The following is a 20,024-nucleotide window of genomic DNA, read 5'->3' on the forward strand; positions in this document are numbered from 1 at the left end:
CATGGCACTGACTGAAAAAGATTTGAAACACCTACCAGAAGATGGCATTGATTCAGAAAATCCTGGTAAATACCGAAATCTATTAAATGATTTACAAGGCAACATTCTCAAAGGACATGGACGAGATCATAGTGTTCATCTATTTTTACAATTCAAGCCTGAGCAAGTAGAAGTAGTTAAGCAGTGGATTCAGAATTTTGCCCAAACTTATATAACTTCTGCCAAAAAGCAGTCAGACGAAGCATTTAAATATAGACAAAAAGGCATACCAGGACAGGTATTTGGTAACTTTTTCTTGTCGCGTCATGGATATGAATATTTAGAAATTGAGCCGTTTCAAATACCCGGAGATAAACCATTTAGGATGGGTATGAAAAACGAAGAAATTAGAACTTCTTTGGGCGATCCTAAAATTGAAACCTGGGATATAGGATTTCAAAACGAAATTCATGCCTTAATTTTGCTCGCAGATGATGACATCATAGACTTATTGCAAATTGTCAATCAAATGACGCAAGAACTGCGTCTAATAGCAGAAATTGTTCACCGAGAAGATGGATTTATCCTGAGAAATCAGTCCGGACAAATTATCGAACACTTTGGCTTTGTGGATGGTGTAAGTCAACCGTTGTTTATGAAACGGGACGTTGTGAAGGAGAGGGTAAACAACTGCGATTTTGATAAATGGGACCCAAAAGCTCCTCTTGATAGTATTTTAGTCGAAGATCCTAACGGGAATACAAAAGATAGCTATGGCAGTTATTTAGTCTACCGAAAACTCGAACAGAATGTGAAAGCATTCCGTGAAGATCAGCGCAAATTAGCTCAAAAATTAAACATCCAAGAAAATTTAGCTGGAGCTTTAATTGTAGGTCGTTTCCCTGATGGCACTCCAGTAACTCTTTCAGATATACCGACTTATGCAGTTACACCCACAAATAACTTCAATTATGATAATGATTTAGCCGCAACTAAGTGTCCATTTCACTCTCATACACGTAAAACTAATCCTCGTGGAGATACAGCCAGATTGTTAACTGCTGATGCTCACTTTGATGAAGCATTTAAGGAAGAAAAAGGCCATAGGATTACTCGTCGTGCAGTTAGTTATGGCGAAAATAATCCTAATAAAGAACCAGTTTTAGGTTCAGGATTACTGTTTCTTTGTTTTCAATCCAACATTGAAAATCAGTTCAATTTTATCCAATCACGATGGGCTAATCCTCAAAATTTTGTTCAGGTGAATACTGGGCCAGATCCGTTAATTGGTCAACCATCGGGAACTCAGAAATGGCCAAAGAAATGGGGTGAACCAGAAACAGAAGAATATAATTTTAAACTCTGGATAAATATGAAAGGTGGCGAGTATTTTTTCGCTCCTAGTATCAGTTTTCTCAAAACCTTGGCATAGATGAGGCTATTTTATGGAAGAGATTTTATCTGTTATGGCTGTTCACCAGCAAATAGGAGGCATTGTTATGCGAAATGCACCTGGATGATTTGAATGCAGATATCCCAAAATGTGCATTTCGGCCTATGTGATCCACGGGATTATAGGTAAAACCCTACTTCTGCGATCGCATCTGCTCAAGTTGCTATTTTCTTACTGTGTCAATCAAACATTTTTGTCATGGAAAATTTAGGCGATCGCCTAGAGGTAGTAGCAGAATTGTCTTTAGCCCCTGGGAATATCACTCTGACACCAGACGGTCGGCTTTTTCTCAGCCTGCATCAATTTTATCAACCTGAAATGCAGGTAGCAGAATTAACTCAGGACGGTTTAATCCCGTTTCCTCCTCAGTCTGGGAACGCAATCATTACTTTCGATACTGTACTGGGTATCAAGTCTGATGGCAATGGAATCGTTTGGATGTTAGACAATGGCAATCAAAGTAAGTCAGTTCCTAAACTAGTAGCATGGGACACCCTAAATAATCAATTATCACGGGTGATTTACTTACCACCACCCATAACCCTTAGTAATTCCTTTGTGAATGATTTAGCGGTGGATTTGATTCATAATTTTGTTTACATTTCCGATCCAGCACCAGATGACAAAGCGGCTTTGATTAGAGTAGATTTGCAGACAGGTTTAGCTGCTCGTGTTTTGCAAGGATACCCAGGTATAGCACCAGAAGATATTGATTTAGTAATTGATGGAGTACCAGTGCAAATTGGTCAGCCTGATGGGACTGTAATTCGTCCTCATTTGGGTGTCAATGGTATTGTTCTAGATGCAGAAAACGAATGGCTATACTTAAGTCCGATGCACAGTACTAGTATGTATCGGATCAAGAGTGCAGATTTGAGCAATCTTCAATTAACTGATGCTGAACTGGGTAGCAAAATTGAACGATACAGTGAAAAGCCAATTTGTGATGGCATTTCCATTGACAAAGATCACAACATCTATGTGGGTGACTTAGCTCATAGTGCGATCGGGGTGATTACATCAGCAGATCGCGCTTACAAATTGCTAGTTACTGACGAGAAGTTGTCTTGGACAGACTCCTTCAACTTTGGTTCAGATGGTTATCTGTATTTCGACTGTAATCAACTGCACCATTCCGCGCCTCTCAATGCTGGGGAGAATATTTCTGCTCCCCCCTACTATATTTTCCGTCTGAAGCCTCTGGCTGCCGGCATTGTGGGGCGTTAGAAGACTTCCGTCTGAAAAAAATATCATCAATGTGATGCGTAAAGGAACCAAGAGAGGAAGAATTTCATGATGATCTTCACTCTCAAAATTGCATCACTTACTTTCTGGAAGTCTATTCATCTCCGTCTCAATTTTACTCACTCAAAAAAACAATTCATTCATATGAAACGTTGGTTATTAGCTAACTTAATTGCTCTTTGCTCGTTTTTGTTCTTAGGAACAAACGCTGCTTGGGCAGTCGGTGGTGGCATTGCGCCGGGCGCACCGGGTGTTTCCTCTGTTTGGTCTTATGCTGGTAAGCAAGGCATTGGAACATCCTATGAACAGTATGTGGATAATAAATATAGCGATCGCGCTCCTACAAATGCCATCTCCAAGGTTTGGTTTTCAATTGCTCAAGGTATTGTGACAGAAACCGCCTATGGAGAAATCGATCGCGCCCAGATCAATGACTTACAATTCTTAGTCACAGGCAACGGTTTTTTTGATGAAGAGAAGGTTTCTACCACCAGTAAGGTGGACTATCTAGATAAAGATAAGGATGGAAGGCCTCTTTCTCCTGCTTATCGTGTGATCAATAAAGATAAAGATGGTAAATACACCATTGAAAAGCACATCTTTACCGATCCTGATCACCAAACTTTGTTTACAAAAGTGATCTTTACTGCCAAAGAGGATAACGTTACCCCCTACATTCTGATTAATCCTCACATGAATAATACTGGCAAAGAAGATGTAGCTTTTGTTAAAAGCGATAGTCTCAATGCTAGGGAAGGAGAAATTGTTTATCTAAGTTTGAAGAGTTCATTGCCTTTTGTGAAAACCTCAGCCGGATACGTAGCTCGTAGTGATGGCTATCAAGATTTAAAAGACAATGGGGTGATGGACTGGACTTATGACTACACTGATCAGAGCAAGCCGGGGAGTGTAGCTATGATAGGTCAACTGCCTACCCTCAATAAAGGACAAACTTCCACCTTTAACATTGCTGTAGGCTTTGGCAGCACCTATCAAGAAGCAACCGAACAAGTCGATGCTTCTTTAAAAGAAGGGTACGAAAGTCTGTTAGCAAAATACAACGGTAAAGGCAGCGCCGTAGGCTGGGAAGATTATCTAGCCAGTCTTAAAAATCTACCTGCCATGATTGCCAACACCGGTGACAAGGGTAAACAGCTTTATGCCAGTGCTTTCACCCTCAAGAGTATGGAAGATAAAGAAAATCCTGGGGCTTTAATTGCTTCTTTATCCGTTCCTTGGGGAGATACTGTGAACGCAGACACATTTGCCACAGGCTATCGAGCAGTTTGGCCGAGAGACTTTTATCAAGCAGCTATGGCTTTGTTAGCTTTAGGAGATAAAGAAACTCCCCTAACGGCTTTTAAATACCTTCCACAAGTGCAAGTGCAATCAGATACACCAGGTAACGCTGGGGCTACAGGCTGGTTTTTACAAAAAACTCACGTTGATGGAACCTTAGAATGGCTGGGAGTGCAGTTAGATCAAACTGCCATGCCGATTATGTTGGGCTGGAAACTTTGGAAAGCCGGAGTGTTGTCGGATGGTGAAATCACTGAGCAATATCGCACGATGTTGAAACCTGCCGCAGAATTTCTGGCTAATGGCGGTAATGTCAATATACATACCTCTGATCAAGCAAACAACCGCAAGATAAACCCACCAAGCACTCATCAAGAACGATGGGAAGAACAATCAGGATATTCCCCCTCTACAACGGCTGCGATTATTACTGGGTTAGTTGCGGCGGGTGATATTGCTGAAAATGCAGCTGATGATCCTCTTGCAGCAAAATATTATTTCAGTAAAGCAGATGAATATCAAAAGAATGTGGATAAATTTATGTTTACCACAACTGGAGATATTAAGAACTGTAATAGCTCCAGTGAATATCTCCTGAGAGTTACCCCTAATGCAGATCCTAACGATGGAAGTCGCATCCACGACAACAATAGTTTGCTGGAAGCGGATGAACGCCAGATTTTAGATGGTGGTTTCTTGGAATTGGTACGTTATGGAGTCAGAAAGGGAGATGATGCTCACATTGCTGCCAGTGTTTGCGCCTTGGATAATATCAGCCTCTCAGAAGATTTAAGGGTGAGGTACGACATACCTTTTGATGGGAAAAAGTATCCAGGATTCCGACGCTATGGCAATGATGGCTATGGTGAACAAATCAACGATGGTAGTAACTTTCGGGATATTGACGATGGCCAGAAAAAACTCCGCAGAGGTAGGATTTGGCCGTTCTTCACTGGTGAGCGTGGTCATTATGAACTTGAGTTAGCTAAGGCCAAAAATGGAGGCACTATTAGCGATCAAGATGTTGCTAAACTACGTGATACTTATGTACGAGCAATGGAATATTTTGCTAACGAAAGTCTCATGCTTCCTGAACAAGTATGGGATGGTGTTGGCGAGAATAAGGCTCATAATTACATCACTGGAGAAGGAACGAATAGCGCCACACCTTTAGCTTGGGCGCACGCCGAATATATTAAGTTAGTCAAATCATTGACTGATAAGAATGTTTGGGATTCCTACCCCATTGTTCAGGCAAGATACCAATCTTCGGAATCTCTTACTGCCTCAAGTTCTCATCCGAACGGCACTAAGATCAGCGCAAATCCTTAAGATGTAAGGGTTTAAGGGTGTAGGGGTGTAGGGGTGTAGGGGTTCAATGCAAAAAAACTACCCTTGAAAGCCCCTACACCCAGTTACACCAAGATTTTCACCTTTACACGCGTGACATTCAGCATAAGTCAACATCAATCCCTATCAGGGATAGCACAATAGCTTAAATCGAAACTACTGCCCATTAATAATAGTTGAAGGCTCAAATTGCTCAGGTTGAGGCTGAGGTGCAGGATTGAGAAATTGCTGCCAAATTTTAATTTGTTCCTGCGCCGCACTATAAGCAGAACTACTGCGTGGAATTAACCTAGCAGTTTCGATCGCCTTAGACATATCAGAACTACCCTCAGAACGAGCAATATCTAGTATTTGCTGACCCCATTGATCAATAGCTACATTTGCATCCATCCGCAAAATACTATTATTAGATACCTGATTAGCTATGCGTATTGCTTCTGCTAGAGCTTGTGAAGTTCCAGCCGCGGCCACTTCCCTGGCGCGATTCCAATTATCTCTAGCGCGAATTTGCGATCGCCAGTCATCAATTGCCGTTTGTGCTTCCCCAGACAGCGCCCGTCCGGAGGATGCTATTGTTTGAGCTGCATTAATCGCCGCCGACAAGTCACCCCGCGCCGCAAACTCCCGCGCTTGATCTAAATAAGGTTGGTCTTGAATGCGCTGTACCTTGCCTACCCAAGTTCTAATTCTTCTGCGTGCTTCTGGATATAAAGCCCGACCTTGACGAATTTGACCAGCTTCCGCGATCGCCGCCTGCAAAGAGTTAACATCGTCTAACAAAGCAATTTGTTCAGCCCGATCCAAATATGGTCTATCTTCGATAGTTTCAACTTGCGACTGCCAACGGTTGATATTTTGTCTAGCTTCGGAACTACGAGGATTACCACCAGGAATCATCTGTGCTTCCGCGATCGCCGCTACTAAGTCATTGATTGTACCTTGATTAGCTAATCCCTGTGCCTTTTCTAGACGGGCAACATCTTCAATTTCCAACTGCCAACGGCTAATTAACTGTTGAGCTTTATCATAGTTTGGTCGAGATGCGTTAATTTGTTGCGCCTGGCTAATTGCCGTTTCCAAACCTGCAATATTACCCAACCAAGCATTCCTTTGAGCATCACCCAAAGCAATAAAATCTTCAACTTCCGTTTGCAATCCAGTACTTTCAGGAATTTGCCTGGCAATTTCTAAAGCTGTATCTGCGTCCCGTGCATCCATCTTTGCCTGTGCCAACTCCAGCATCTTGCGTCCAAATGCCGGAATTGATTCTTGGGCTTTGCGATACAAGTAACTTTTCTGCTCAATAGACTCCGCCAGTTTAATTGCTTCTAGTAAATTATCTACCTCTTTACTATTAGCCAATCTTTGGGCTTTGTCTAACTTGTCCACATCCTCCTTGGATGAGGTGATAATATCGTTGAGTTCGTCGTATTTGGCGCTTGCCCAATATTTATTATCTACACGCAGTAATTGAGAAGCGACCATAAACGCTGATTGCCAGCGTTGTTGCCGCAATTCTTCTTCTGCTTCTGTGTATATGCCTTGAGCTTGGTTCCAAATCGTTTGCCACTTGCTGATTTGTTCATCTACCAATTTATAAGCAGCCAGGTCTTCAGGGATTTTTTTGGCTGTAGCGATCGCCTGTTCTAAATTCCCTGCCTGAAAACTCTCGTCTGCTAATTGTAAAACATCCCGCGACCACTTTTCTAAAAACCTGTCAGCTTCCCCCCGCAATGGGTGATCCTGTGGTAATTGCTTGACTAAAGCGATCGCTTGCAACAAGTCATCAACCGTTTGTTTAGAAGCTGCCAACTGAGCGCAATGTATCCGCACTGAAGCACTTGCCAAAGGCCAAAAAATCGCGGGACAGTTAGGCGCGGATGGCAACTTCAGGAGCATCGCCATTGCCAGAAACCCGATACCACCAGGAAGGAGCGTTAACAATAAAGCCCAACCGACCCAACCCTGCATCCAGCGAGGCAACTTAACAAAACTTTTTTTAGTAAAATTAGTTACTTGTGATTGCTGACTTATAGGTAATTCTTCGGTACTATAATCTAGTCGTTGCCTCACCGTATTAGCAGAACCAGGAGCCGGGACACCAAATGCTGGGGTATCACCGACTTGTGGCGATCGGGACACACCGTCCATTTCATCTGGTTTTCTTCCTCTGGTTGGATGCCAACTTTCTGGGATATCCCGCTCTGTCATCTCTCACACCAAAATAGTTGAATAGCGATCTGTTTTAGAATGATAATGCTATTTTTGCCATAGTAACTTTCTTATAATTTAAAAGCTACTTGTTACATTATCTTTCCTTTGAATACCATTAATAATTAGTAGATCCAGATCCCTTTTATACATTAACCCGACACAGAAGACTCAGTTTGCAAATCCACAATTAATTGAGTGAGATGCTCACTGCTTGCTTGATAAACCCTGCCACAAAAATCGCAAGTCGCTTCAGCTCCATCATCTTTAACAATCATATCTTGTAATTCGGCTTCTCCCAACATCTTTAATGCTCCTAACACGCGATCGAATGAGCAACCGCAATGAAAGCGCAGTATTTGGCTTTCGGGAAAAATCGTCAGCCCCATATCACCCAGCAAATCGTGAAAAATTTCCGGCAAAGTTTTACCCGCTTGCAACAACGGCGTAAACCCTGACAAAGCCCCCACCCTCGATTCTAATTTCGCCACTAAAGCTTCATCCCTAGCCGCTTTCGGCAACACCTGCACTAGCAAACCGCCAGCCGCCGTTACACCACCAGCCCCGACAAACACCCCTAACATCAATGCCGAAGGTGTTTGCTCAGAAGTCACGAGGTAATGAGCCACATCATCACCAATTTCACCAGAAACCAGTTCTACTGTACTAGAGTAAGGGTAGCCATACCCAATATCTCTGACAACATAAAGATAGCCATTTCCTACCGCGCCACCCACATCTAATTTACCTCTGGCATTGGGAGGCAATTCTATATGTGGATTGCCTACATAACCGCGCACCGTCCCATCCAAGCCAGCATCTACCAAAATCCCAGCCAAAGGCCCGTCACCCTTCACCCGGACGTTCACCCTAGAACCAGCTCGTTTCATGCTAGAAGCCATCAACAAGCCAGCCGCCATCGTCCGTCCCAAAGCAGCCGTAGCGACATAAGAAAGCTTGTGACGCTGTCTTGCTTCTTCCGTCAACCGTGTGGTAATCACACCAACTGCACGAATCCCGCCATCAGCTGCCGTGGCGCGAATTAATTGATCCGCCATGAAGAACCTTACCAATAATAATTTCTTAACAAATGCTCTGGCTGTTAAGCTAGAGGCATAAAAATATTATCCTATTATAACAAAACTTAACTTATACAAAACTTACGCCAGCATCCGCAGTTAAAGATGTTTCATGATGAACAGCTTTGGTCATGGGTAATGGATAATCAAGTTGTTGATCTGTGATTTAGGATGGCTATAGCAACCTAATATTCATCTCGCTTTTACAAATGCTAGGTAATTTTCAACAAAGCCAACTGCGTATCGAAATAGCAGCATCAGCAAACACCATTCATGATAGTCTGCTGCGTCCGGTCCAACTAGAAAAATGGTTGATGGGACAACGATTTGCGCCAGGAACACCAGATGAACTACACGAAGGATTGCAGTTTACAACCTGGGCTGGGCCGGTAGCAATTCATCATCGAGTAGATGTAGCCAAGCCCAACTGTCTGCGCTTGCTACTCAGTGGTGGTATCGATGGTTTTCATGAATGGTACTGGGGAGACGGTTGGGTACAGTCGCGTTTAGAAGGGGTGTCACTTTTACCCTTGAATTTGGGACAAACCTTGAGTTTATTAAGTTTGCGCCAGTTTTTGGCAACTCAATAAAAATAAAAACTTCTAATCCTCAGCAGATAAAACTTGCTCAACGGTTAATCTCAACTCTGGAAAAGTTAGAGATTGAATAGATTCTGTACCAACAAACTCCACTGGCTCATATAATTCGTCAATCAAGCTGAAAACAGTCACTTTGTTGGTTAACGGATCAACAATCCAATACTCTGGAATATTGAGAACGTTATACTCAACTCGCTTGGCTCGATAATCTACAGTTTTTGTTGATTCACTGACAACTTCCACTACCAACAAAGGAGGTAGTTCATTCAGTTCAATCACTGCTTCTCGGTTTCTCAAATCTCGCCATTGAGTTAATAGAATCACAACTACATCGAGAACTCTTGATGTATCCCATTTCCCTGCACGAGGAGAACGAACACCAATAACCATTTTTTGAGAAGTCCAATCTAACTTCTGGTGGCGAATTTCATCTCGAAAGGAGTTATTAAGAAAACCTACTATCGCCCCATGTTGTCCAGTTCCCAGACTCACAGGAATTAGTTCTCCATTGACCAATTCATAGCAAGTATCAGTCCCATCATAATAAGCAAGATACTCTTCAAAGGTAAATTTTTTAGTAACTGCTGGGGTTGTAGCCATAGTGGAAAGTAGGGAAAAGCCGACTTTAACTCTAATTTAACCTCTAACCTCACTTGGGCTTGACTACCAAAACTGAGCAATTAGCTTCTTCTACTACTTGATTGCTGACAGAACCTGATACAATGCGCTTCATGCCAGTTAAGCCGCGACTGCCAATAATAATTAAGTCAGTTTGATAAATATTAGATAAACGAATAATCTCTTCTGCTGGGTCGCCTGTCACCAGTTCTAACTCAGTTTTAACTGATAACTTATCTTGATAATATTGCAATTGTTTTTCAATTTGAAAATAAGAACCTGTAGTAGATTCTGGGTGGGGAAGGTCAGCAGGTAATTCCATCTCTGAATCTGCTGTAGGAAACACATGACACAGAACTACTGTGCCGTCCGGTGACAATACTAATTCATCTAATGCCTGAACTACTCGTGGGGCAATTTCTGAACCATCTAGCGCTACCAAAACATTCTTTACCACTGCTGTTGCCTCCTCCAGAGTAGATCCCTGATACAAGTAGATAAACCAAGCGTACTGGCAGCTACACCTACAATCAATGACTCAAATTAGCTCTAAGTTTGTATGGTAGGTCTTCCCTATCCGGAGCTTTTTGTCCTTGAGGGTCTAGCTGGCCAGAGTCTCAGTTTGCAACCACTGAGTAACTTTTACCAAAAGTATAGGAAAAAATTAAACATTCCTCATCATTCATCTTGCTGAATTCGCCGCTTCACTGAGTCAGCGTGAGAGGGTAAGCCCTCGGCTGTGGCTAAAGCGTCAATGGCTCCAGCTACCTTATTGAGTGCAGTTTGGGAATACTGAATGATGCTGGAATGTTTGAGGAAAGTTTCTACACTTAAGGCAGAGGCATAACGGGCAGCACCAGATGTAGGTAAAGTATGGTTGGGGCCGGCTAGATAGTCCCCTACTGCTTCTGGTGTGGAATAACCGAGGAAGATAGCACCAGCATGGCGAATGTTGGGTAATACAGCCCAAGGATCTTTAACTTCTAACTCTAGGTGTTCTGGTGCAAATTCATTGGAGAGTTCTGCGGCTGCATCTAGGGATTCTACCAACACGATTAAACCGTAATGAGCGATCGCTTTTTCGGTATCTATCCGCCGTGGATGATCTACCAATTGTCTTTCCACTGCTACTTGCACATTCTTCGCTAGAGCTGGGTCTGTGGTGAACAAAATTGCCGCCGCCATTGGATCGTGTTCCGCCTGTGCCAGCATATCAGTGGCTACATGGACGGGATTTGCTCCTTCATCGGCAATAATCAGCACTTCACTAGGCCCGGCTAAGGAATCGATCCCCACAGTGCCGTAAACCAGTTTTTTCGCCAAAGTGACATAGATGTTACCAGGGCCAGTAATTACATCCACCTTGGGGATTGTCTCTGTACCATAGGCTAAAGCAGCGATCGCTTGCGCCCCACCTACCCGATAAATTTCTTGTACTCCCACTTCTTGAGCTGCTACTAACACTGCGGGATTAATCGCTTTCTGTGCGCCTGGTGGTGTCGCCATTACTATACGCGGTACACCAGCCACCTTCGCCGGAATTGCGTTCATCAGCACTGTACTGACGTAAGCAGCACGACCACCAGGAACATACAAACCCGCACGGTCTACAGGAGTGTAGCGTTTGCCCAGTACAATATCATCATCGCCAAAGTGTACCCAGCTTTTGGGGACTCGCTGACGATGAAAAGCTTCAATTTGGCGGCTAGCTAGCTGAATCGCCTCCAGCAGTTCCTTGGATACCTGTTGGTAAGCTGCGTCCAGTTCTGAACCTGTAACGCGTAACTCTTCAGCTTTGAGAATTTGATTGTCAAATTCATCTGTGTAATGCAAAACAGCTTTGTCGCCTTGGCGTTTCACTGCTTGCAACACTTCCCGCACAGTTGCTTCCTTGTGAAGCACCTGTTCGTCGTGAGTGCGATCGCAGATTCTTTGCAGTTCTGCTTTAACATCTGCCTGCTGAGTAATGATTCGCAGCATGGAGTAAGGACAATGCCAAAATTTAGAATATACCCGCCTGAGAATTATTTTTACTTTTTACCCCAAAGGATACCAAGCTTCATTTAACTCTCTCTTCTAGCTTAACCTGGATTTTTTTGATACTCCCCCAAGGCACCCAGCACCTGATTTACTTGGGGAGGCAACTAAATTTCTCAGTCCGATTGCCTTTATTGACTACGGCAGGGAGTAGGAGCGCCAATCCTTTATTCCCTTAAACCTCTTTCCTTAAATTTCTGAGTAGCAGGATTGTGCTGACGCACATCTAGTTCTCGTGTAATTTATCAGGAAAAACAGGCTCTGATGATAATTTTTACTTATGTTTATCTTTTAGTAACTAGTCTTGGTCGTAGATAGATGATGTAATGGCTTTTATACCGCTACTTCCACTGATCAATTCTTACCGTTTTTCATGAAATTAAATTCATTTTGGTAACGAACTAAACAACTGGTGTTCTTACTACTTGACTTAGTTTGTCAGAATTTGAGAATGGATATTTTTTGATTAGAGTACCTTATTTTAAACTGTTTTCTTCGGTTTAGCACACACTAGTGATCTTATTGTTGATTTTGTTACCCATATATGCTTACTGAGCTTCAGAAAAAACCTGACTGAAAAAATTTTCCTAAATTCTCACATTGGCAACACAAATGCTATATTAGTAAGTCTAGTAGTGTGTGTACATATAATTTTCTTTTTGGAATCGACTGTGGCTAATAATAAGTCTGCCCTTAAACGCGCCCAAATCGCAGAACGCAATCGGGTACGTAACAAAACCTACAAATCATCAGTTAAGACACTGATGAAAAATTACCTAAGCGCTGTACAAGCTTATGCGGCTAATCCTACTCCAGAATCAAAACAGGAAGCGCAAACACGCCTAGCTGCGGCTTACAGCAGAATTGACAAAGCAGTCAAACGGGGCATACTCCATCCCAACAACGGGGCTAGGAAAAAGTCCAGGCTCGCCAGCAAACTCAAACCCATCGAGCAAACAGCATAACAGTCAGTTGTCAGTGGCTAGTTGTCAGTGGTTGTTTGACTACTGACAAGCGACAACTGACAATTGATAACTAACAAAAATGCAGCTAATTGACACCCACGTACACCTAAATTTTGACACCTTCCAGCCAGATTTGGCAGAAGTGCGATCGCGCTGGCAAGAAGCAGGAGTTGTGCATTTAGTTCATTCCTGTGTTGAACCGGAGGAATTTCCTAGTATTCAAGCCATCGCTCACCAATTTCCCGAACTAAGTTTTGCCGTAGGGCTGCATCCCTTGGATGCTGATAAATGGCAAAGCGACACAGGAGAGCAAATCCTATCTTTGGCTCGTTCTGATTCTAAGATAGTGGCAATTGGCGAGACGGGGCTGGATTTTTACAAAGCCGATAACGATGAGCAACAGCGCATGGTGTTTGAGGCACAATTAGCGATCGCCTCCCAACTCAACTTACCAGTAATTATTCACTGTCGGGATGCGGCAGTGGCGGTAAGAGAAATCTTACAAAAATGGCAGGAGCGCACAGGCGATAAAATTCGGGGTGTCATGCACTGTTGGGGAGGAACGCCAGAAGAAACCCAGTGGTTTCTCGACTTAGGTTTTTATATTAGCTTTAGCGGCACAGTTACCTTCAAAAGCGCCAAGACTATTCAAGCCTCGGCTGCAATGGTAAAAAGCGATCGCCTACTAATAGAAACAGACTGCCCTTTTTTAGCACCGGTTCCCAAACGGGGAGAAAAGCGCAATGAGCCTGCTTATGTCCGCCATGTAGCCGAACAGATAGCCGCCCTACGTGGAGAAACCCTAGAGGCAATTTCTGCTCAAACCACCCAGAATGCCTGTGAATTATTCGGTCTGGTGTTATAAAACTGACTCAATAGAAACAAGGCAGTCCCGATGAGAAAATTTCACAATCATAGATGAAACATATCTTCCCCCTATACCCTTACACCCCCATCCCTTTTTCCTTTAGCTCTCATTCAAATAAATAAACCGCTAGGAGGACAAAAATATGCTAAGATTAATCCCTCCAAAACATTTTGTGTGCGTCATAATGATGAAGGAAGGAACTATTAACTCCTAAATGTAATTTTGTAAAGTTATCAACTGGATCATCCTCCTACCTCTACAAGCAGATCATCTCAACCCAAATTGAGATAACCTTTGGCTACACAAAGCCCGTAATTGAACCTATAGAAAATTGTTAAAAGAAATTGCCTCGTGATTAAAACCCAGCAAAATCAGGCCATTTTCATTCAAAACCTCCATAATGCAGCTAATTTCCTTTATTTCGAGATACCCCCGCAAGTATAAAAGGTATATTCGGTAAAACAAAAGGTCAGGGCTGCGTCATGCAAATTAACGCGCTTTTGGGAGGGGAAGTGAGGAAAACAGAGCAAATTCCAAAATATTACAAACAACTGCTGTGGGGAAATCGGCTGCGTAGCTCGATAGGAACAACCTTGACTGGCAATTGGGGGCTATTACCCCTCTTGCCAAAATCGCACTCTCCAGCTTCAATTGCTGCGTTTGCCATTGCCTGTAAATAATCAGGTGAGCATACAGGAGAAGTTCCCAAACGGCTAAGGACACTAACTGTAGTGTCATCTAAAAAATTTAACCAGGTTGACAAAGGTAGAGGCATGATTAGCGAAAATTATATTGAACCCGCCTTTCTGTTGCCCGACTTGATTGAAATCCAGCGTTCAAGCTTTCGCTGGTTTTTAGAAGAAGGGCTGATCGAAGAACTTAACTCCTTTAGTCCTATTACAGACTATACAGGCAAATTAGAACTGCATTTTTTAGGACATAATTACAAACTTAAGGAGCCAAAGTACAGCGTTGAAGAAGCGAAACGCCGCGACAGTACTTACGCTGTACAGATGTATGTCCCTACCCGCCTATTAAATAAAGAAACCGGGGATATTAAAGAGCAGGAAGTATTTATCGGGGATCTACCTTTGATGACCGATCGCGGCACGTTTATTATTAACGGAGCCGAAAGGGTAATTGTCAATCAAATTGTGCGATCGCCTGGAGTTTACTACAAATCAGAAATCGACAAAAACGGTCGCCGGACATATTCAGCCAGCCTCATCCCCAACCGGGGCGCATGGCTAAAATTTGAAACAGACCGGAACGATTTGGTATGGGTACGCATCGACAAAACCCGCAAACTCTCAGCCCAAGTACTATTAAAAGCGCTCGGCTTATCAGATAACGAAATTTTTGATGCCCTGCGCCACCCAGAGTACTTCCAAAAAACCATCGAGAAAGAAGGGCAGTTTTCCGAAGAAGAAGCTCTGATGGAGTTATATCGTAAACTGCGACCAGGCGAACCACCAACCGTACTAGGTGGGCAACAATTGTTAGACTCCCGCTTCTTCGACCCCAAACGCTATGACTTGGGTCGAGTCGGTAGATACAAACTCAACAAAAAACTACGCCTATCAGTCCCCGATACCGTCCGCGTCCTCACCTCTGGCGATATTTTGGCTGCGGTCGATTACCTGATCAACCTGGAATATGACATCGGTAGTATTGATGACATCGACCACTTAGGCAACCGTCGGGTAAGAAGCGTTGGTGAATTGCTACAAAACCAAGTCAGAGTAGGCTTAAACCGCCTAGAAAGAATCATTCGGGAACGGATGACCGTATCTGATGCGGAAGTATTAACACCAGCATCCTTGGTTAACCCCAAACCATTGGTAGCCGCCATCAAAGAATTCTTTGGCTCTAGCCAATTGAGTCAGTTCATGGATCAAACCAATCCTTTAGCCGAACTGACCCACAAACGCCGTCTGTCAGCCCTTGGCCCTGGTGGTTTAACCAGAGAACGGGCGGGTTTTGCTGTGCGAGATATTCACCCCTCCCACTACGGACGGATTTGTCCCATTGAGACACCAGAAGGCCCCAACGCCGGTTTGATTGGTTCCTTAGCCACCCACGCCCGCGTTAACCAATACGGCTTCTTAGAAACGCCATTTAGACCAGTAGAAAACGGCCGGGTGAGATTTGATCAACCCGCAGTCTACATGACCGCCGACGAAGAGGACGACCTGCGGGTAGCACCAGGGGATATTCCTGTAGATGAAAATGGCCACATTATTGGTCCCCAAGTACCAGTCCGCTATCGCCAGGAATTCTCCACCACAACACCGGAACAAGTAGACTACGTAGCCGTATCACCAGTACAGATCGTCTCTGTAGCTACCAGTATGATTCCCTTCTTGGAACATGACGACGCGAACCGCGCCCTCATGGGTTCCAATATGCAACGGCAAGCTGTACCTCTACTGAAACCAGAGCGTCCGCTAGTGGGAACAGGCTTAGAAGCCCAAGGCGCGAGAGACTCAGGGATGGTAATTGTCTCCCGTACCGATGGGGACGTTGTCTACGTGGATGCTACAGAAATACGTGTCCGAGTTAGTGGGCAATTACCAGCAGCTAGCGGCAAAAGCACTGACAACGGACAACTGACCAGTCAGAAAGGACAAGAAATTCGCTATACAGTATCCAAATATCAGCGTTCTAACCAAGATACCTGTCTCAACCAAAAACCCCTGGTACGGATTGGTGAGCGTGTAGTTGCTGGTCAGGTGCTAGCTGATGGCTCCTCCACGGAAGGCGGGGAATTGGCACTGGGACAAAATATCGTCGTCGCTTATATGCCTTGGGAAGGCTATAACTACGAAGACGCGATTTTAATTTCCGAGCGACTGGTACAGGATGATATTTACACCTCAATTCACATTGAAAAATATGAAATTGAAGCCCGCCAGACAAAACTAGGCCCAGAAGAAATTACCAGAGAAATTCCTAACGTCGGGGAAGATGCCCTACGTCAGTTAGATGAACAGGGAATCATTCGGATTGGGGCTTGGGTAGAAGCTGGAGACATACTGGTAGGCAAGGTGACACCAAAAGGTGAATCCGATCAGCCACCAGAAGAAAAGCTACTACGGGCAATTTTCGGGGAAAAAGCACGGGATGTAAGAGATAACTCCCTCCGTGTACCCAACGGCGAAAAAGGGCGGGTCGTAGACGTGCGCTTGTTTACCCGCGAACAAGGGGACGAACTACCACCAGGAGCCAATATGGTAGTCCGGGTGTATGTAGCCCAGAAGCGGAAAATCCAAGTAGGGGATAAAATGGCAGGTCGCCACGGTAATAAAGGGATTATTTCCCGCATATTGCCCATAGAAGATATGCCTTACTTACCCGACGGCTCCCCTGTGGATATTGTCCTCAACCCCCTTGGTGTACCCAGCCGGATGAACGTGGGACAGGTATTTGAGTGTCTATTGGGTTGGGCTGGTCATACCTTGGGTGTCAGGTTTAAGATTACTCCCTTCGATGAAATGTACGGAGAAGAGTCATCTCGCCGCATTGTGCATGGCAAATTGCAAGAAGCCAGAGACGAGACAGGGAAAGATTGGGTTTATAACCCAGATGACCCAGGCAAAATCATGGTGTTCGATGGTCGTACAGGGGAACCCTTTGATCGACCAGTAACTATCGGCGTAGCTTATATGCTGAAACTGGTACACCTAGTAGACGATAAGATTCACGCTCGTTCTACAGGCCCTTACTCCTTGGTGACTCAGCAGCCATTGGGTGGAAAAGCCCAACAAGGTGGTCAGCGCTTTGGAGAAATGGAAGTATGGGCATTGGAAGCTTTCGGTGCAGCTTATACCTTGCAGGAATTGCTGACGGTGAAATCAGACGATATGCAGGGACGGAACGAAGCATTAAATGCGATCGTTAAAGGCAAGGCCATTCCTCGACCTGGAACACCAGAATCCTTCAAGGTATTGATGCGAGAACTGCAATCCTTGGGGTTAGACATTGCCGTACATAAAGTAGAAACCCAAGCTGATGGTAGTTCCTTGGATGTCGAAGTCGATTTAATGGCAGACCAATTAGCTCGCCGTACACCACCCCGACCAACCTATGAATCGCTATCCCGCGAATCATTGGACGATGACGAATAGAGATGACTGTTAGCGGTAGCGGAGCATTTAGCCCGTACCGAGTGCTGAGGATGAAAACTCAGCACTCAGACCCTACAAATCTCTTGATTCATGACTTTTAACTGAATACTTTACTCAGAACTCAGCACTTAAGTATGAGACCCGCCCAAACTAATCAGTTTGACTACGTTAAAATCGGCTTGGCATCACCAGAACGTATTCGCCAATGGGGTGAGCGTACATTACCTAATGGTCAGGTCGTAGGTGAAGTCACCAAACCAGAAACGATTAATTACCGGACTCTCAAGCCAGAAATGGATGGCTTGTTTTGTGAGCGCATCTTTGGCCCCGCGAAAGATTGGGAATGCCATTGCGGTAAGTATAAGAGAGTCCGCCATAGAGGCATTGTCTGTGAGCGTTGTGGCGTGGAAGTTACCGAGTCACGGGTACGCCGTCACCGTATGGGGTACATCAAACTTGCCGCCCCTGTTGCCCACGTTTGGTATCTCAAAGGGATTCCTAGCTATATTTCTATTCTGCTAGATATGCCTTTGCGGGATGTGGAGCAGATTGTCTATTTCAACTCTTATGTTGTTCTCAGTCCCGGTAATGCTGAAACCCTAACCTACAAGCAGCTACTGAGTGAAGACCAGTGGTTAGAAATTGAAGACCAAATCTATAGTGAAGATTCTCAGTTGCAAGGTGTAGAAGTAGGTATCGGTGCTGAAGCACTGTTGCGCTTGCTGGCTGATATTAATTTAGAGCAAGAAGCAGAAAGCCTCCGGGAAGAAATTGGTAGTGCTAAAGGACAAAAACGAGCAAAACTCATTAAACGCCTGCGGGTAATTGACAACTTCATTGCTACCGGTTCTAAGCCAGAGTGGATGGTGATGACAGTGATTCCCGTAATCCCTCCAGATTTGCGCCCAATGGTGCAGTTAGATGGTGGACGGTTTGCAACCAGTGACTTGAATGATTTGTATCGCCGGGTAATTAACCGGAACAATCGTCTAGCACGACTGCAAGAAATTCTCGCACCGGAAATTATTGTGCGGAACGAAAAGCGGATGCTGCAAGAAGCAGTAGACGCTTTAATTGACAACGGTCGTCGCGGACGCACCGTAGTTGGGGCGAACAACCGACCCCTGAAATCTTTATCTGACATTATTGAAGGGAAGCAAGGGCGTTTCCGGCAAAACTTGTTGGGTAAACGGGTTGACTACTCTGGACGTTCTGTAATTGTGGTTGGGCCTAAGCTAAAAATTCACCAGTGCGGCTTGCCCAGAGAAATGGCTATTGAACTATTCCAGCCATTTGTGATTAATCGCCTGATTCGTAGCGGTATGGTGAATAACATCAAAGCTGCGAAAAAGTTAATCTCTCGCAATGACCCCAGTGTTTGGGATGTCCTGGAAGAAGTGATTGAGGGACACCCAGTCATGCTCAACCGCGCGCCTACCCTACACCGTTTGGGTATTCAGGCTTTTGAACCAATTTTGGTGGAAGGTCGAGCCATTCAACTCCACCCCCTGGTGTGTCCTGCATTTAACGCTGACTTTGACGGCGACCAAATGGCGGTACACGTCCCCCTATCCTTGGAAAGTCAGGCGGAAGCACGGTTATTGATGCTGGCTTCTAACAACATTTTGTCGCCAGCTACAGGTAGACCAATTATCACACCTAGCCAAGACATGGTGTTGGGGGCTTATTACCTGACTGCGGAAAACCCAGGCGCTACAAAAGGTGCAGGTAAATATTTTGCTTCTCTGGATGACGTAATTATGGCATTCCAACAAGAGCAAATTGACTTACACGCTTACATCTACGTGCGGTTCGATGGGGAAGTGGAATCTGATCAGCCAGATACAGACCCCCTGGAAGTGACAAATAACGATGATGGTAGCCGGACTGTACTTTATAAGTATCGCCGAGTCAGAGAAGACGCTCAGGGAAATTTAATTTCTCAGTATGTACGCACTACTCCAGGTCGCGTTATTTACAATAAAGCGATTCAAGAAGCACTTGCCAGTTAGTTAAGAGTCCAAAGTCAATAGTCCATAGTTATATAGCAAAAACTAGGGACTATTGACTAAGCGCAAAGTCGAGCCACTGCGTTCCTGCCGCTCTGCGTCGGAAAGCAAGTGGCGTTGAGCGAAGGTTTCCTCCGAACAGAACTTTGTAAGAGATGACTAATGACTAATGACCAATGACTAAG

Annotated in this window: 14 protein-coding genes; 8 read left to right on the forward strand and 6 right to left on the reverse strand. The window is 44.4% G+C overall.

Translation table 11 applies throughout. The annotated features are described in order from the left end of the window. Window position 1 precedes the first annotated feature (1 nt). The 3 genes from GSQ19_RS00650 to GSQ19_RS00660 all read left to right on the forward strand — a co-directional run bounded on the left by GSQ19_RS00650 (window position 2) and on the right by GSQ19_RS00660 (window position 5,308). The gene (locus tag GSQ19_RS00650) at window positions 2-1,411 is read left to right on the forward strand and encodes a Dyp-type peroxidase (RefSeq protein ID WP_011320877.1); all 1,410 of its coding nucleotides are present in this window, start codon (window positions 2-4) and stop codon (window positions 1,409-1,411) included. Between the two features lie 219 nt (window positions 1,412-1,630). After that, window positions 1,631-2,659: an L-dopachrome tautomerase-related protein gene (locus tag GSQ19_RS00655; protein ID WP_011320878.1), complete on the forward strand. Its 1,029-nt coding sequence runs from the start codon at window positions 1,631-1,633 to the stop codon at window positions 2,657-2,659. A gap of 66 nt (window positions 2,660-2,725) precedes the next feature. Beyond that, window positions 2,726-5,308 carry a glucan 1,4-alpha-glucosidase gene (locus tag GSQ19_RS00660; RefSeq protein WP_011320879.1) on the forward strand — a complete coding sequence of 861 codons (2,583 nt, stop codon included), beginning with the start codon at window positions 2,726-2,728 and terminating at the stop codon, window positions 5,306-5,308. A 174-nt stretch (window positions 5,309-5,482) separates the two neighbouring features. On the opposite strand, the gene GSQ19_RS00665 is transcribed toward GSQ19_RS00660, so the two are convergent. Continuing rightward, on the reverse strand, window positions 5,483-7,537 hold the full coding sequence (locus GSQ19_RS00665) for a coiled-coil domain-containing protein (RefSeq protein ID WP_011320880.1): 2,055 nt from the start codon (window positions 7,535-7,537) through the stop codon (window positions 5,483-5,485). A gap of 152 nt (window positions 7,538-7,689) precedes the next feature. After that, window positions 7,690-8,595 carry an Hsp33 family molecular chaperone HslO gene (hslO, locus tag GSQ19_RS00670; RefSeq protein ID WP_011320881.1) on the reverse strand — a complete coding sequence of 302 codons (906 nt, stop codon included), beginning with the start codon at window positions 8,593-8,595 and terminating at the stop codon, window positions 7,690-7,692. 230 nt (window positions 8,596-8,825) lie between these two features. Here hslO and GSQ19_RS00675 point away from each other — a divergent pair, with 230 nt between their 5' ends. Beyond that, window positions 8,826-9,206, forward strand: coding sequence for a hypothetical protein (locus tag GSQ19_RS00675; RefSeq protein ID WP_011320882.1), 381 nt, complete (start codon window positions 8,826-8,828; stop codon window positions 9,204-9,206). 12 nt (window positions 9,207-9,218) lie between these two features. Here the strand turns inward: GSQ19_RS00675 and GSQ19_RS00680 are convergent, their stop codons facing one another. The 3 genes from GSQ19_RS00680 to hisD form a co-directional block, all read right to left on the reverse strand. Next, window positions 9,219-9,815 (reverse strand): Uma2 family endonuclease, encoded by a 597-nt coding sequence (locus tag GSQ19_RS00680; RefSeq protein ID WP_011320883.1) that lies wholly within the window; start codon window positions 9,813-9,815, stop codon window positions 9,219-9,221. Window positions 9,816-9,864: 49 nt separating this feature from the next. Then, on the reverse strand, window positions 9,865-10,290 hold the full coding sequence (locus GSQ19_RS00685) for a universal stress protein (protein WP_011320884.1): 426 nt from the start codon (window positions 10,288-10,290) through the stop codon (window positions 9,865-9,867). A 221-nt stretch (window positions 10,291-10,511) separates the two neighbouring features. Continuing rightward, window positions 10,512-11,813, reverse strand: a complete 1,302-nt coding sequence (gene hisD / locus GSQ19_RS00690; RefSeq protein ID WP_011320885.1) for a histidinol dehydrogenase — start codon at window positions 11,811-11,813, stop codon at window positions 10,512-10,514. A 728-nt stretch (window positions 11,814-12,541) separates the two neighbouring features. Here hisD and rpsT point away from each other — a divergent pair. Continuing rightward, window positions 12,542-12,835, forward strand: a complete 294-nt coding sequence (gene rpsT / locus GSQ19_RS00695; protein ID WP_010995761.1) for a 30S ribosomal protein S20 — start codon at window positions 12,542-12,544, stop codon at window positions 12,833-12,835. A 79-nt stretch (window positions 12,836-12,914) separates the two neighbouring features. Further along, window positions 12,915-13,700, forward strand: coding sequence for a TatD family hydrolase (locus GSQ19_RS00700; protein ID WP_011320886.1), 786 nt, complete (start codon window positions 12,915-12,917; stop codon window positions 13,698-13,700). 544 nt (window positions 13,701-14,244) lie between these two features. Here GSQ19_RS00700 and GSQ19_RS00705 read toward each other — a convergent pair. Beyond that, window positions 14,245-14,478 carry a hypothetical protein gene (locus GSQ19_RS00705; RefSeq protein WP_041456369.1) on the reverse strand — a complete coding sequence of 78 codons (234 nt, stop codon included), beginning with the start codon at window positions 14,476-14,478 and terminating at the stop codon, window positions 14,245-14,247. Here GSQ19_RS00705 and rpoB point away from each other — a divergent pair. Together rpoB and GSQ19_RS00715 are read left to right on the forward strand one after the other, a co-directional pair. Next, complete coding sequence (rpoB, locus tag GSQ19_RS00710; protein WP_011320887.1) at window positions 14,477-17,830, forward strand: DNA-directed RNA polymerase subunit beta; 3,354 nt, start codon at window positions 14,477-14,479, stop codon at window positions 17,828-17,830. The genes GSQ19_RS00705 and rpoB overlap by 2 nt on opposite strands. A 134-nt stretch (window positions 17,831-17,964) precedes the next feature. Next, window positions 17,965-19,842 (forward strand): DNA-directed RNA polymerase subunit gamma, encoded by a 1,878-nt coding sequence (locus GSQ19_RS00715; protein WP_011320888.1) that lies wholly within the window; start codon window positions 17,965-17,967, stop codon window positions 19,840-19,842. Window positions 19,843-20,024: the final 182 nt, after the last annotated feature.

The organism is Trichormus variabilis 0441, from assembly GCF_009856605.1.
GTDB classification, from domain to species: domain Bacteria; phylum Cyanobacteriota; class Cyanobacteriia; order Cyanobacteriales; family Nostocaceae; genus Trichormus; species Trichormus variabilis.

Bases quoted from the DNA above. Each gene is read 5' to 3' on its own strand.
- GSQ19_RS00680 (WP_011320883.1), bottom strand. From the start codon at position 9,815: ATGGCTACAACCCCAGCAGTTACTAAAAAATTTACCTTTGAAGAGTAT.
- GSQ19_RS00715 (WP_011320888.1), top strand. From the start codon at position 17,965: ATGAGACCCGCCCAAACTAATCAGTTTGACTACGTTAAAATCGGCTTG.
- hisD (WP_011320885.1), bottom strand. From the start codon at position 11,813: ATGCTGCGAATCATTACTCAGCAGGCAGATGTTAAAGCAGAACTGCAA.
- GSQ19_RS00665 (WP_011320880.1), bottom strand. From the start codon at position 7,537: ATGACAGAGCGGGATATCCCAGAAAGTTGGCATCCAACCAGAGGAAGA.
- GSQ19_RS00675 (WP_011320882.1), top strand. From the start codon at position 8,826: ATGCTAGGTAATTTTCAACAAAGCCAACTGCGTATCGAAATAGCAGCA.
- GSQ19_RS00655 (WP_011320878.1), top strand. From the start codon at position 1,631: ATGGAAAATTTAGGCGATCGCCTAGAGGTAGTAGCAGAATTGTCTTTA.
- GSQ19_RS00705 (WP_041456369.1), bottom strand. From the start codon at position 14,478: ATGCCTCTACCTTTGTCAACCTGGTTAAATTTTTTAGATGACACTACA.
- GSQ19_RS00650 (WP_011320877.1), top strand. From the start codon at position 2: ATGGCACTGACTGAAAAAGATTTGAAACACCTACCAGAAGATGGCATT.
- hslO (WP_011320881.1), bottom strand. From the start codon at position 8,595: ATGGCGGATCAATTAATTCGCGCCACGGCAGCTGATGGCGGGATTCGT.
- GSQ19_RS00700 (WP_011320886.1), top strand. From the start codon at position 12,915: ATGCAGCTAATTGACACCCACGTACACCTAAATTTTGACACCTTCCAG.
- GSQ19_RS00660 (WP_011320879.1), top strand. From the start codon at position 2,726: ATGATGATCTTCACTCTCAAAATTGCATCACTTACTTTCTGGAAGTCT.
- rpoB (WP_011320887.1), top strand. From the start codon at position 14,477: ATGATTAGCGAAAATTATATTGAACCCGCCTTTCTGTTGCCCGACTTG.